Annotated in this window: 17 protein-coding genes; 10 read left to right on the top strand and 7 right to left on the bottom strand. The window is 62.0% G+C overall.

Annotated features, from left to right (window positions below):
* Positions 1–60 precede the first annotated feature (60 nt).
* From rpsA to trpB, 6 genes are all read left to right on the top strand, one after another.
* On the top strand, positions 61–1740 hold the full coding sequence (gene rpsA / locus JHX87_RS03805) for a 30S ribosomal protein S1 (protein WP_271882482.1): 1680 nt from the start codon (positions 61–63) through the stop codon (positions 1738–1740).
* A gap of 217 nt (positions 1741–1957) precedes the next feature.
* Positions 1958–2242: an integration host factor subunit beta gene (ihfB, locus tag JHX87_RS03800; protein ID WP_271882480.1), complete on the top strand. Its 285-nt coding sequence runs from the start codon at positions 1958–1960 to the stop codon at positions 2240–2242.
* A gap of 69 nt (positions 2243–2311) precedes the next feature.
* Complete coding sequence (locus JHX87_RS03795; protein WP_271882478.1) at positions 2312–2740, top strand: LapA family protein; 429 nt, start codon at positions 2312–2314, stop codon at positions 2738–2740.
* A 3-nt stretch (positions 2741–2743) separates the two neighbouring features.
* Positions 2744–3376, top strand: a complete 633-nt coding sequence (locus JHX87_RS03790) for a phosphoribosylanthranilate isomerase (protein ID WP_271882476.1) — start codon at positions 2744–2746, stop codon at positions 3374–3376.
* Between the two features lie 4 nt (positions 3377–3380).
* Positions 3381–3833 carry a GNAT family N-acetyltransferase gene (locus JHX87_RS03785; protein WP_271882474.1) on the top strand — a complete coding sequence of 151 codons (453 nt, stop codon included), beginning with the start codon at positions 3381–3383 and terminating at the stop codon, positions 3831–3833.
* A 42-nt stretch (positions 3834–3875) separates the two neighbouring features.
* The gene (trpB, locus tag JHX87_RS03780) at positions 3876–5102 is read left to right on the top strand and encodes a tryptophan synthase subunit beta (protein ID WP_271882472.1); all 1227 of its coding nucleotides are present in this window, start codon (positions 3876–3878) and stop codon (positions 5100–5102) included.
* 38 nt (positions 5103–5140) lie between these two features.
* Here the strand turns inward: trpB and JHX87_RS03775 are convergent, their stop codons facing one another.
* Positions 5141–5518, bottom strand: coding sequence for a DUF2237 family protein (locus JHX87_RS03775; protein WP_271882470.1), 378 nt, complete (start codon positions 5516–5518; stop codon positions 5141–5143).
* A gap of 217 nt (positions 5519–5735) precedes the next feature.
* A complete protein-coding gene (pth, locus tag JHX87_RS03770; RefSeq protein ID WP_271882468.1) occupies positions 5736–6440 on the bottom strand; it encodes an aminoacyl-tRNA hydrolase in 705 nt (234 codons plus the stop codon).
* 163 nt (positions 6441–6603) lie between these two features.
* Here pth and JHX87_RS03765 point away from each other — a divergent pair, with 163 nt between their 5' ends.
* From JHX87_RS03765 to JHX87_RS03750, 4 genes are all read left to right on the top strand, one after another.
* Positions 6604–7236, top strand: a complete 633-nt coding sequence (locus JHX87_RS03765) for an ATP-dependent Clp protease proteolytic subunit (RefSeq protein ID WP_271882467.1) — start codon at positions 6604–6606, stop codon at positions 7234–7236.
* 157 nt (positions 7237–7393) lie between these two features.
* Complete coding sequence (gene clpX / locus JHX87_RS03760) at positions 7394–8659, top strand: ATP-dependent Clp protease ATP-binding subunit ClpX (RefSeq protein ID WP_271882465.1); 1266 nt, start codon at positions 7394–7396, stop codon at positions 8657–8659.
* A gap of 159 nt (positions 8660–8818) precedes the next feature.
* The gene (locus JHX87_RS03755; protein ID WP_271882464.1) at positions 8819–9202 is read left to right on the top strand and encodes an NADH:ubiquinone oxidoreductase subunit NDUFA12; all 384 of its coding nucleotides are present in this window, start codon (positions 8819–8821) and stop codon (positions 9200–9202) included.
* A gap of 45 nt (positions 9203–9247) precedes the next feature.
* Complete coding sequence (locus JHX87_RS03750) at positions 9248–9604, top strand: DUF2155 domain-containing protein (protein WP_271882462.1); 357 nt, start codon at positions 9248–9250, stop codon at positions 9602–9604.
* Here the strand turns inward: JHX87_RS03750 and aat are convergent.
* The 5 genes from aat to hisF form a co-directional block, all read right to left on the bottom strand.
* Positions 9571–10206, bottom strand: a complete 636-nt coding sequence (gene aat / locus JHX87_RS03745; RefSeq protein WP_271882460.1) for a leucyl/phenylalanyl-tRNA--protein transferase — start codon at positions 10204–10206, stop codon at positions 9571–9573. The two genes, JHX87_RS03750 and aat, sit on opposite strands and share 34 nt — an antisense overlap.
* 1 nt (position 10207) lies before the next feature.
* Entirely contained in the window at positions 10208–11554 is a 1347-nt protein-coding gene (accC, locus tag JHX87_RS03740) for an acetyl-CoA carboxylase biotin carboxylase subunit (protein WP_271882458.1), read from the bottom strand.
* Between the two features lie 7 nt (positions 11555–11561).
* On the bottom strand, positions 11562–12074 hold the full coding sequence (accB, locus tag JHX87_RS03735) for an acetyl-CoA carboxylase biotin carboxyl carrier protein (protein ID WP_271882457.1): 513 nt from the start codon (positions 12072–12074) through the stop codon (positions 11562–11564).
* A 130-nt stretch (positions 12075–12204) separates the two neighbouring features.
* Positions 12205–12522, bottom strand: a complete 318-nt coding sequence (locus tag JHX87_RS03730) for a phosphoribosyl-ATP diphosphatase (RefSeq protein ID WP_271882456.1) — start codon at positions 12520–12522, stop codon at positions 12205–12207.
* Positions 12519–13280, bottom strand: a complete 762-nt coding sequence (gene hisF, locus JHX87_RS03725) for an imidazole glycerol phosphate synthase subunit HisF (protein ID WP_271882454.1) — start codon at positions 13278–13280, stop codon at positions 12519–12521. The genes JHX87_RS03730 and hisF overlap by 4 nt, the downstream gene beginning before the upstream one ends.
* Positions 13281–13310 lie beyond the last annotated feature (30 nt).

Genomic DNA, 13310 nt, shown 5'->3' with positions numbered 1-13310 from the left:
AAGACCGGCGGAGCCAACCGTCAGGCCAGATAAAACCGTTGTAAAGGAAACCGTTACTGTATGTGCGCTAAAGCAACCATGGAGGAATTCGAAGCCCTCCTGAACGAAAGCTTCGATATGGACACCCCGGACGAGGGTTCGGTTGTCAAAGGCAAGGTCATCGCCATCGAGGCAGGCCAGGCCATCATCGATGTCGGCTACAAGATGGAAGGCCGCGTCGATCTGAAAGAATTCGCAAATCCCGGTGAAGAAGCTCAGCTGGCTGTCGGCGACGAAGTCGAGGTCTATCTGGACCGCGTCGAGAACGCCCGTGGCGAAGCCTCGATCAGCCGTGAAAAGGCCCGCCGCGAGGAAGCCTGGGATCGTCTGGAAAAAGCCTATGCCGATGAAGAGCGCGTCGAAGGCGCCATCTTTGGTCGCGTCAAGGGCGGCTTTACCGTCGATCTGGGCGGTGCCGTGGCCTTCCTGCCGGGCAGCCAGGTCGATGTGCGCCCCGTGCGCGACGCAGGCCCGCTGATGGGTCTGAAGCAGCCGTTCCAGATCCTGAAAATGGACCGTCGCCGTGGCAATATCGTTGTCTCGCGCCGCGCCATCCTGGAAGAAAGCCGCGCCGAACAGCGTGCCGAAGTGATCGCCAACCTGACCGAAGGCCAGACCGTCGATGGTGTCGTCAAGAACATCACCGAATACGGCGCCTTTGTCGATCTGGGCGGTGTTGACGGCCTGCTGCACGTCACCGACATGGCATGGCGCCGCGTCAACCACCCGTCCGAGATCCTGTCGATCGGCGAAACCGTCAAGGTTCAGGTCATCAAGATCAACAAGGACAGCCACCGCATCAGCCTGGGCATGAAGCAGCTGCAGGCCGATCCGTGGGATACCGTCGGCGACAAGTTCCCGATCGGTTCGGTCCATCAGGGCCGCGTGACCAACATCACCGATTACGGCGCATTCGTTGAGCTGGAAGCCGGTGTCGAAGGTCTGGTCCACGTCTCGGAAATGAGCTGGACCAAGAAGAACGTCCATCCCGGCAAGATCGTCTCGACCTCGCAGGAAGTCGAAGTCATGGTGCTGGAGATCGACGAAGCCAAGCGCCGCGTGTCGCTGGGCCTCAAGCAGACGCAGCGTAACCCGTGGGAAGTCTTTGCAGAAACCCACCCGTCGGGCACCGTCATCGAGGGCGAAGTCAAGAACATCACCGAATTCGGTCTGTTCGTCGGCCTGGAAGGCGATATCGACGGCATGGTTCACCTGTCGGATATCAGCTGGGATGCCCGTGGCGAAGACGCCATTCAGGACTTCCGCAAGGGCGACATGGTCAAGGCCGTCGTCCAGGATGTGGATGTCGAGAAAGAGCGTATCTCGCTGTCGATCAAGGCGCTGGAAAACGAGCATATGGCCGAAGCCGTTGACGGCGTGAAGCGTGGCTCGATCGTGACCGTCGAAGTCACCGCCATCGAAGATGGTGGCGTCGAGGTGGAATATAACGGCGTCAAGTCGTTCATCCGCCGCAGCGATCTGGCCCGTGACCGTCAGGACCAGCGCCCCGAGCGCTTCCAGGTCGGTGACAAAGTCGATGCGCGCGTGACCAATGTCGACACCAAGACCCGCCGTCTGGGTCTGTCGATCAAGGCCCGCGAGATCGCCGAAGAGAAAGAGGCGATCGACCAGTATGGCAGCTCGGATTCGGGCGCGTCGCTGGGCGATATCCTTGGCGCGGCGCTGAACCGCAACGGCTGATCGCCACCCGCTGACTGAAAACGAAACCCACCCGGACGGATGTGCCGGGTGGTTTTTTTTGTGCCGATTGCGATAGTTGGCCCGAACTCTGACCTTGCGCGGTCACGGTAAAACTGCAACGCTGTGCAACTAATAAAGTGTCTTGGCGTTGGCTCAGGGAATGGACAGTGCCGAGGCTTTGTCTGCGTTGACCTCTTTTGGAAGTTTTGGAGATGCCATGATCCGCTCTGAATTGATCCAGAAAATCTCGGATGAAAATCCGCATCTGTTCCGCCGCGATGTAGAGCGCATCGTGAATACCGTATTCGAAGAGGTGATCGACGCCATGGCGCGGGGCGACCGGGTCGAATTGCGCGGTTTCGGCGCCTTTTCGGTCAAGAAGCGCGACTCGCGCACGGGGCGCAACCCGCGCACCGGCGAATCCGTCGAGGTCGAGGAAAAACACGTCCCCTTCTTCAAAACCGGAAAATTGCTTCGTGATCGGTTGAACGGCGAAGCCTGACTGGCCTAAAAGATCAGGGATATGGCGGTTCAGCCGTGACCGCCATCTTGGAATTGCTGGGGAATGCCGATGCGCCTTATTCGTCTGATTTTCATCACTCTGGTCGCCCTGATCCTGGTCGGGCTGGCTTTGGCCAACCGTCAGATGGTCACGATCTCGGCCTTTCCGGCGAATTTCGGGCAATATCTGGATGGGGACTGGAACATCGCGGTTCCGCTGTTCCTGGTGATCTTCGTGTCTTTCGGTCTGGGCATGGTCTTTGGCCTTGTCGGCGAATGGCTGCGCGAGGCGCATATCCGCCGCAATGCCCGGGAACAGGCCGAAAAGGCCGCGCGGCTGCAAAACGAGGTCGGCAATCTGCGTCAGGAACATTCCGCCCCGCGCGATGAGGTTCTGGCCATTGTCGACAATCCCAAGAAAGGCCCGCGCACACCCGCGCCCCGCGCCATTGCATCGCCTGAACCGGCACCGGGCACGACCCTGCCCTCGACCCGCTGAGACATGGCCCAGGTCAAGATCTGCGGGCTTCGCGATGCCGATAATGTCGATGCCGCGATCAGGGCGGGCGCGCAATATCTGGGCTTTGTGTTCTTTCCGAAATCGCCGCGCGCAGTGACGCCCGAACAGGCGGGCGCGCTGGTGCAGGATATCCCGGCCGGAACCGCGCGTGTCGGGCTGTTCGTCAATCCCGACGATGCGCAGCTGACCGGCACATTGGCCCATGCACCGCTGGACATCATCCAGCTTCACGGTCAGGAAAGCCCCGAGCGTGTCGCGCAGGTCAAGGATCTGACAGGCCTGCCGGTGATGAAGGCCATCGGCGTCTCTGGCCCGCAGGATCTGGGTGCGCTGATCGATTACGGGCTGGTTGCCGATATGCTGCTGGTCGATGCCAAGGCCCCCAAGGATGCGGATCTGCCCGGGGGCAATGGCATCGCCTTTGACTGGCGGTTGCTGGTGGGGCGCAAATGGCTGCGCCCCTGGCTGCTGGCCGGCGGGCTGACCCCGTATAATGTGGCCGAGGCGATCCGGCTGACCGGCGCGCGGGCGGTCGATGTCTCGTCCGGCGTGGAAAGCCAGCCCGGGGTCAAGGATCCGGCACTGATCCGCAGTTTCATCAAGGCCGCGGGGTAACGGCATGAGCGACAGCGTTCTGATCCGCGACGGTCGGCGCGATGATGTCGCCGCGGTCATCGCGCTTCTGGCCGATGACATGCTGGGCCGGAACCGCGAGGGCGACGACTTGCAGACCTATCTGCACGCCTTCGACCAGATGCAGGCCGAGGGCAACAGCCATCTGGTCGTCGCAGAAGCGGCGGGCCGTGTGGTCGGCTGCTATCAGATCACCTATATCAGCGGCTTGTCGCGCCGCGCCGCGCGCCGCGCCCAGATCGAGGGCGTGCGCGTCGCCACCGATCTGCGCGGGCAAAACCTGGGCGCCGCGCTGATCGCCGATGCCGAAACCCGCGCGCGGGACGCCGGATGCAGCCTGCTGCAATTCACCACCGGCAAGGAACGCAAAGACGCACATCGCTTCTATGACCGGCTGGGCTTCACCCCAAGCCATATCGGTTATAAGAAGACGCTCTAGGGTCCGTGACCCACATCTCTTATTCTGCAAAGGGCAAGTTCCATGGCCGACGATCTGGTAAACAGCTTCATGACCGGACCGGATGAGCAGGGCCGTTTCGGCATCTATGGCGGTCGCTTTGTCAGCGAAACGCTGATGCCGCTGATCCTGGATCTGGAAGCCGAATATGAGCGCGCGAAAGACGATCCCGAATTCTGGGCGCAGATGGACGATCTGTGGACCCATTATGTCGGCAGGCCCAGCCCGCTTTACTTCGCCGAGCGGCTGACCGAACGGCTGGGCGGGGCCAAGATCTATATGAAGCGCGATGAGCTGAACCATACCGGCGCGCATAAGATCAACAATGTGCTGGGTCAGATCCTGCTGGCCATGCGCATGGGCAAGACCCGGATCATCGCCGAGACCGGGGCCGGGCAGCATGGCGTGGCCACGGCCACCGTCTGCGCCCGTTTCGGCCTGAAATGCGTCGTTTATATGGGCGCCACCGATGTCGAACGTCAGGCGCCGAACGTCTTCCGCATGCGTCTGTTGGGGGCCGAGGTCGTGCCCGTCACCAGCGGTCGCGGCACGTTGAAGGATGCGATGAACGATGCGCTTCGGGACTGGGTCACCAATGTCCGCGACACCTTCTATTGCATCGGCACCGTGGCGGGCCCGCATCCCTATCCGGCCATGGTCCGCGATTTCCAGTCGATCATCGGCAAAGAGGTCAAGGAACAGATCCTGCCGCGCGAAGGGCGTCTGCCCGATACGATCATCGCGGCCATTGGCGGTGGATCGAATGCGATGGGCCTGTTCTATCCCTTCCTCGACGACAAGAGCGTCCGCATCATCGGGGTAGAGGCCGGCGGTCACGGCGTTGACGACAGGATGGAACATTGCGCCAGCCTCTCGGGCGGGCGTCCGGGCGTGCTGCACGGCAACCGCACCTATCTGCTGCAGGATGATGACGGCCAGATCCTGGAAGGCCATTCGATCAGCGCCGGCCTGGACTATCCCGGCATCGGGCCGGAACATGCCTGGCTGAACGATATCGGCCGCGCCGAATATGTCAGCATCACGGATAAAGAGGCGCTGGCCGCCTTCCAGCTGTGCTGCGAGACGGAAGGCATCATTCCCGCGCTGGAGCCCAGCCACGCGCTGGCCCATGTCATCAAGATCGCCCCGGATCTGCCGAAAGACCATCTGATCGTGATGAATATGTGCGGTCGGGGCGACAAGGACATCTTTACCGTGGCCAAGCATCTGGGCGTCGATATCCGGACCTGACCGACCCATGCGGCCCCGCCTGTCGCCAGCGCGGGGCCTTACGTCTCTGGCGCGTCCAGCGCATGGGCGCGCAGAAGTTCCATCGGCACGATATCCAGCGCACGCGCATGGGTCGATTCCAGCACGACGCGCGGCGCGGCGAATTCATGCGCGGCCTGCAGAAAGCGCGCGGCGCAGAGACACCAGCGGTCCCCCGGCTTCAGCCCCTCAAAGCGAAATTCGGGGCGGGGCGTCGACAGATCATTGCCCAGATATTTCGACATGGCCAGAAACTCTGCCGTGACGATCACGCAGACGGTATGGCTGCCCCTGTCTTCGCTGCTCGTGTCGCAACAGCCATTGCGGTAGAACCCGGTCATCGGATCGGTCGAGCAGGCCTGCAACTCGGTCCCCAGAACGTTCAGCGATGGATCCATTCCACTCTCCTGCATCTTCCCCAAGGCTACAGCGGCATTCGTGATTGGCCAAGTCTCCTGTCTGCCATCAGGTCGCCTGCGATCGCCAACGACCACCGCCCGGACATGTTCTGACGGGCTGATGCGAAAGCTATCCGCACCCCACGGCGTCTAAATAATAAGATTTTTATCAAAACCTTAAATAAAAGACCTCACAAGATATCTGAAACTGGCCAGACTATCTGAACCTGTCAGCAAGGCCTTTCAGCTTATCGGCAAGGCTTTGCGGCCCTTCGGAAGCGGGTTCGGCTGGCGGTGCCTGCCGGGGTTCCGGCGGCAGGCGCTTGGCCGATGGCTGGGGGCTTCCGTTCCGCGGCGGCGCCGTCCGCGCGGCCACCGCATTCTGAAACCGCCCGCCATCGCCCGCGGCCAGATGGGGCGCGCCATCCGAAATGCCGCGCAGCAGATCGTCCAGCCATTCCTGATCCGCCTTGGCGAAATCCGACAGCACATATCCCGCCACGCGATCCTTGTGACCGGGATGCCCGATGCCCAGGCGAACACGTTCGTAATCCGCGCCGATATGCTGGTGAATCGAGCGCAGGCCGTTATGCCCGGCATGCCCGCCGCCGGTCTTCACGCGGCATTTTCCGGGCGCAAGATCAAGCTCGTCATGCAGCACGATCACATCGGCAGGGGTCAGCTTCAGATAGCGCATCGCCTCGCCGACCGATTGCCCCGACAGGTTCATGAACGTCCCGGGCTTGAGAAGCGTGACACGCAGATCGCCCAGCCGACCCTCGGCGACAAGGCCCTGAAAGCGCGTTTTCCACGGCCCGAACCCATGATCGGCGGCGATGCGGTCCAGCGCCATGAAGCCGATATTGTGGCGGTTATCCGCGTATTTGCTGCCCGGATTTCCCAGCCCGACAATCAGTTTCATCTGCACCCCTTTCCGAATTTCCGTTCTGCGACAGGTGATTTTCGCGCCATCCCTTGCGGTGGACCTTGCCGGTTACTAAGACTCTGTCAACCTTTCGCGGATATCAAACGGGACAAGCTCCCGGTCGAATCGCGGGGACAGGGCTAACAGGCAAGGACTGAAGATGAGCGATCCGGCAGAAATTTACATGAACACCCTCGTTCCCATGGTGGTTGAGCAGACCTCTCGCGGGGAACGGGCCTATGATATCTTTTCGCGGCTGCTGAAGGAACGGATCATCTTCGTGTCGGGGCCGGTCCATGACGGCATGTCGACGCTGATCTCGGCGCAATTGCTGTTTCTTGAGGCGGAGAACCCGTCCAAGGATATCAGCATGTATATCAACAGCCCCGGCGGTATCGTGACCTCTGGCCTGTCGATCTATGACACGATGCAATATATTCGGCCGCGCGTCTCGACGCTGGTGGTGGGGCAGGCCTCGTCCATGGGGTCGCTGCTGTTGGCGGCGGGCGAAAAGGGGCTCCGCTATTCGCTGCCCAACAGCCGGATCATGGTGCATCAGCCCTCGGGCGGGTTCCGCGGGACGGCCAGCGATCTGCTGATTCAGGCGCGTGAGACGGAAAGCCTCAAGCGTCGGCTGAACGAGATCTATGTGCACCATACCGGTCGCACCCTGGAAGAGGTAGAGGCCGCACTGGACCGCGACAGCTATATGTCGCCCGAAGAGGCTAAGGATTGGGGTCTGATCGATGAGGTGCTGGCGCCTCGTGGCAAGGCAGAGCCCGAGAACAAATAGGTTCATTAGGGATTGTGACGGAGGGCCGTCATCCTTAAAATAGAGAAAACGGTCGCCGTGACGATATCATTGCGGCACATGGACAAAGCGGTGCTGGTCTGGCCAGACCGCCTGTCCGACCTTACATAAGGCGGACAGCAACGAAGGAATTGGACGTATGGCGAACCAGTCCGGCGGCGACAGCAAGAACACGCTCTATTGCAGCTTTTGCGGCAAGAGCCAGCATGAGGTGCGCAAACTGATTGCAGGCCCGACCGTCTTCATCTGCGATGAATGTGTCGAACTGTGCATGGACATCATCCGCGAGGAAACCAAATCGACCGGCCTCAAGTCGGGCGAGGGTGTTCCGACGCCCAAGGAAATCTGCGGCGTTCTGGATGATTATGTGATCGGACAGGAACATGCCAAGCGCGTGCTCTCGGTCGCGGTCCATAACCATTACAAGCGCCTGAACCACGGCGCGAAATCGGATATCGAACTGGCGAAATCGAACATCCTGCTGATCGGCCCGACCGGCTGCGGCAAGACCCTGCTGGCGCAGACGCTGGCGCGGATTCTGGATGTGCCCTTCACCATGGCCGACGCGACGACCCTGACCGAGGCCGGCTATGTCGGTGAGGATGTCGAGAATATCATTCTGAAGCTGCTGCAGGCGTCGGAATATAATGTCGAGCGTGCGCAGCGCGGCATCGTCTATATCGACGAGGTCGACAAGATCACCCGCAAGTCCGACAACCCGTCGATCACGCGCGATGTCTCGGGCGAAGGCGTGCAGCAGGCATTGCTGAAGATCATGGAAGGCACCGTGGCCAGCGTCCCCCCGCAGGGCGGGCGCAAGCATCCGCAGCAGGAATTCCTGCAGGTGGATACCACGAATATCCTCTTTATCTGCGGCGGCGCCTTCGCCGGTCTGGACCGGATCATCTCTCAGCGCAACAAGGGCACCGCGATGGGCTTTGGCGCCAGCGTCAAGGAAAACGATGATCGCGGCGTGGGCGAAACCTTCAAGGAGCTTGAGCCCGAAGATCTGCTGAAATTCGGCCTGATCCCGGAATTCGTCGGCCGTCTGCCGGTGATCGCGACGCTGACGGATCTGGATGAGGAAGCGCTGATCATCATTCTGACCAAGCCCAAGAACGCGCTGGTCAAGCAATATCAGCGCCTGTTCGATCTGGAAGGGGTCGAACTGACCTTTACCGACGATGCCCTGAACGCCATCGCCAAGCGGGCCATCCAGCGCAAGACCGGCGCGCGCGGGCTGCGCTCGATCATGGAGGATATCCTGCTGGATACCATGTTCGATCTGCCCGGCATGGAAAGTGTCAAGGAGGTCGTCGTGAATGATGAGGCGGTGGATAATGCCGCCGTGAAGCCTCTGCTGATCTATTCGGATCAGAAAAAGGAAAGCGCCTCGGTCGGCTAAGCCGCGCTGCAGGACATCCGGCCGCCGGTTTCGCGACTGGCGGCTTTTTCTATGCCGACAGGATGCGCCAAATTCATCGCCCGCGATCGCCGTCAGTCTGGACCTTGGGCGCAGATTGCGGCATATCCAAGGACAGCACGTCCTCAGGAGGTCTTACCCATGTCCGTCAAATCCCTTGTCCTGCGCTTTTTCACCTGGTGGAACAGCGAGACCTGGAACACCCAGTTCTGGACTTGGCGGCATGGCCAGAAGGTCGGCGAGGATGAGCAGGGCAACATCTTTTACCAGACCAAGGACGGCAAGCGCCGGTGGGTGATCTATAACGGCGAATCCGAGGCCAGCCGCATCACGCCGGAATGGCATGGCTGGCTGCACCATACCTGGGCCGAGCCGCCGACCAAGGCACCCCTGCAGCACCGCCCCTGGGAAAAGCCGCATTTGCCGAACCTGACGGGGACGGCGGCGGCCTATCACCCGCCGGGTTCGTTGCATCGGGCCGAACCGGCAGAACGCCGCGATTACGACGCCTGGCAGCCGGAATAAATGATGGCGCGCCGATCCGGTCTTTTCGGTTTTTCAGCTGTCGCGATGACGCGTCTTCTGGCGATCATGCTGCTGATCGGGCTTGCTTTGCCCGTCACGGCGCAGCAGGTGGCGCGGGCCAATGGCGCGATGCTGCGCGGGCTGGATAAGGTCTCGGGCCGCACGATCGATATCAACATGGCCGTGGGCGAGACCAAGACCTATGGCCGGCTTGAGGTCAGCCTGGGCGAATGCCGCTATCCGGCGGGCAACCCCAGTTCGGATGCCTATGCGCAGCTGACGATCCGTGATGTCACGCAGAACACGACCGTTTTCGCGGGCTGGATGATCGCCTCATCGCCCGCATTATCGGCGCTGGACGATGCCCGTTACGATGTCTGGGTGATTTCCTGCCAAAGCTGATCGGCGCCTGGCAACGTCCCCACGCCGAAATCGGCCCTCAAACGGACAGCCTTTCTCAGCTGCTGGTGATAGGCTTGGCGGGTAATCTCGACCCCGCCCATGCTGCGAAGATGCGGCGTCAGAAATTGCGTGTCGAACAGCACGAAACCTCTGCGCGCCAGATGGCTTGACGTCCAGAGCAGCGCCATCTTGGATCCGTTGGTCTGCGCCGAGACCATGGATTCCCCGAAGAATGCACCGCCCAGCGTGACGCCAAAGATGCCGCCTGCGAACTGGCCGTCGCGATGCACCTCGATCGCATGGGCATGGCCCGCCTTGTGCAGCGTGTGATACAGCGCCGACAGCGGCGCGTTGATCCAGGTCACGTCGCGATCCGCGCAGGCGGCCACCACGGCGTCAAAATCGCGGTTCAGATAGGCGGACCATCCGCCCCGCCGCAGATCGCGCCGCAATGAGCGCGAGGCCCGCACCGCGCCCACGGGAAAAACGCCGCGCCGATGCGGGTCGAACCAGTGCAATTCAGGGCTGTCGGCGCTTTCCGCCATCGGGAAAACGCCATGCGCATAGGCGGTCAGCAGCTGACCGGGGGTCAGCCCGCGCACCTCAGTTTGCGTGCTGTTCCAGCCAGCGTTCCAGCCAATGGATCGAGTAGTTGCCCTGCTGGATGTCAGGCTCTTGCAGCAATGCGCGGAACAGCGGAATCGTGGTGTCCACGCCGTCGATGATCAGCTCTCCCAAGGCGCGGTTCAGACGGGCCAGCGCCTCGTCCCGGTCGCGGCCATGCACGATCAGCTTGCCGATCAGACTGTCGTAATAGGGCGGGATCGAATAGCCGTCATAAAGCGCGGAATCCATCCGCACGCCCAGACCGCCGGGCGCGTGATACTGATTGATCCGGCCCGGGCAGGGGGTGAAGCCGGGCAGCTTTTCGGCATTGATCCGCACCTCGATGGCATGGCCACGGATTGACAGGTCTTCCTGCTGGAACTCCATTTCCTGACCCGATGCGACCAGGATCTGCTGCCGCACCAGATCGACGCCGAAAATGGCCTCGGTCACCGGATGCTCGACCTGAAGGCGGGTGTTCATTTCGATGAAATAGAACTCGCCATCCTCATAGAGGAATTCGATCGTCCCGGCGCCGGCATATTGGATCTTGGCCACGGCATCGGCGCAGATCGCCCCGATCCGGGCGCGCTCCTCTGGTGAGATCGCGGGGCCGGGCGCCTCTTCCAGAACCTTCTGATGGCGGCGCTGCAGCGAACAGTCACGCTCGCCCAGATGGACGGCGCGGCCCTTGCCATCGCCAAAGACCTGAATTTCGATATGGCGCGGCTTTTGCAGATATTTCTCGATATAGACATCGGGATTGCCAAAGGCGGCCTTGGCCTCGGAGCGCGCGGTGCGGAAGGCGACCTCCAGACCTTTTTCATTCTGCGCCACCTTCATGCCGCGCCCGCCACCGCCAGCGGTGGCCTTGATGATGACCGGATAGCCGATCTCGGCCGCGACGCGCTTGGCCTCTTCGACATCATCGACGCCGCCTTCGCTGCCCGGCACGCAGGGCACGCCAAGCGCCTTCATCGTGTCCTTGGCGGTGATCTTGTCGCCCATGATGCGGATATGCTCGGCGCGCGGGCCGATGAAGGTGATGTCGTGATCCTCCAGCATCTGCACGAAATTGGCGTTTTCGGACAGGAAGCCATAGCCCGGATGCACGGCCTGCGCACCGGTGATTTCACAGGCGGCGATCACGGCGGCGGGGTTCAGATAGCTGTCGGAAGACGGGTTCGGCCCGATGCAGACGGATTCATCGGCCATGCGCACATGCATGGCATCGGCATCAGCGACGGAATGCACCGCGACCGTCTGGATGCCCATTTCACGGCAGGCACGGATCACGCGCAGCGCGATCTCGCCCCGGTTGGCGATCAGGATTTTATCAAACATGACCGCCTCACTCGACGATCATCAGGGGCGATCCGAATTCGACCGGCGCGCCGTCATCGATCAGGATGCGCTTCACGGTGCCTGCGCGCGGGGCAGGGATGTGGTTCATGGTCTTCATCGCCTCGACAATCATCAGCGTGTCGCCTTCAGAGACGGCCTGACCGATCTGGACGAAGGGCGCGGCGCCCGGCTCGGCCGACAGATAGGCGGTGCCGACCATGGGCGAGGTCACGGCGCCGGGCAGGCTGGCCGGATCGTCCGACGCGGCGGCGGGGGCGGCAGCCGGGGCCGGGGCGGGAGCGGCGGCGGCAGCAGGTGCCGGGGCTGCGGCAGCGGGTGCCGCGGCATAGGTGACTTGCTTTCCCTCTTTCGACAGGCTGACCGTCAGCCGGTTATGTTCGCCATATTCGCGCTTGACCGAAAGTTCGGCAAGATTGCTGGCATTCAGCAGCTCTGCCAGCGACTGAATAAAGGCCACATCGCCGTCATGGTGTTTGTCGTTCTTGGGGTCGTTGCTCATGCCGTCCTCTGCCATGCTCTGTTACCGCCGCCTTGTTTCTGACAGCAGCGTTTGCCTGCTTATAGCCTTGGATGCTGCCCAAGGGGAAGGGATTCGCGCAAATGGACGCGCGAGCGGGCCTTTCTGCCCGTCATGCGGGTCTGTTGGCCTTTTCGGCCAGACCGGACTGACCGTCCCGGCGCGCCAGTTCTGCCTCGACATCGGCCAGCGTCACATCGCGCGCCGCCAGCATGACCAGCAGATGAAACATCACATCCGCCGCCTCCGAGGTCAGGCGGGCGCGGTCGCCCTTGACGGCCTCGATGATGGCCTCGACCGATTCCTCGCCGAATTTTTCGGCGCATTTTTCGGGGCCTTTGGACAGCAGCTTGGCGGTCCAGCTTGTTTCGGGATCGGCCCCCTTGCGGGATTGGATGGTGGCGGCCAATCGGTGCAGCATATCGCTCATGTCAACCTCATGGGGATGCCGGCCTGCGCCATATGCGCCTTGGCCTCGGCAATGGTGAAGGTGCCGAAATGGAAGATCGAGGCCGCCAGAACGGCCGAGGCATGGCCTTCGGTCACCCCCTCGACCAGGTGATCCAGCGTGCCGACCCCGCCCGAGGCGATGACCGGGATATTGACCGCATCGGCAATCGCGCGCGTCAGCGGCAGATTGAAGCCCGACCGCGTACCGTCGCGATCCATCGAGGTCAGCAGGATCTCTCCGGCGCCTTTGGCCTCGACCGTGCGGGCGAATTCGACGGCATCGATGCCCGTGGCCTTGCGCCCGCCATGGGTGAATATCTGCCATTCGTCGGGACCGACCGACTTGGCGTCGATCGCCACCACGATGCATTGGCTGCCAAAGCGGTCGGCGGCATGGGCCACCACATCGGGATCGGCCACGGCGGCGGAATTGAAGCTGACCTTGTCCGCGCCGGCCAGCAGCAGGTTGCGCACATCCACATGGCTGCGCACGCCCCCGCCCACCGTCAGCGGCACGAAACATTGCTCGGCCGTGCGGGTGACCAGATCGAACATGGTGCCGCGATTTTCATGGGTGGCGTGAATGTCCAGAAAACAGATCTCATCCGCGCCCGCCGCGTCATAGGCACGCGCGGCCTCGACCGGGTCACCGGCATCGACCAGATCGACAAAGTTCACGCCCTTCACGACCCGGCCATCGGCCACGTCCAGACAGGGGATGATGCGGGTTTTCAGCATCGCGTCGCCTTTCCTTGGCCGCTTTCGGCC

Origin of the sequence: Paracoccus fistulariae (assembly GCF_028553785.1) — a bacterium.
Lineage (GTDB): Bacteria > Pseudomonadota > Alphaproteobacteria > Rhodobacterales > Rhodobacteraceae > Paracoccus > Paracoccus fistulariae.
Note: the sequence above shows the minus strand (reverse complement) of the source record. Positions and strands in the feature narration are given on the sequence as shown.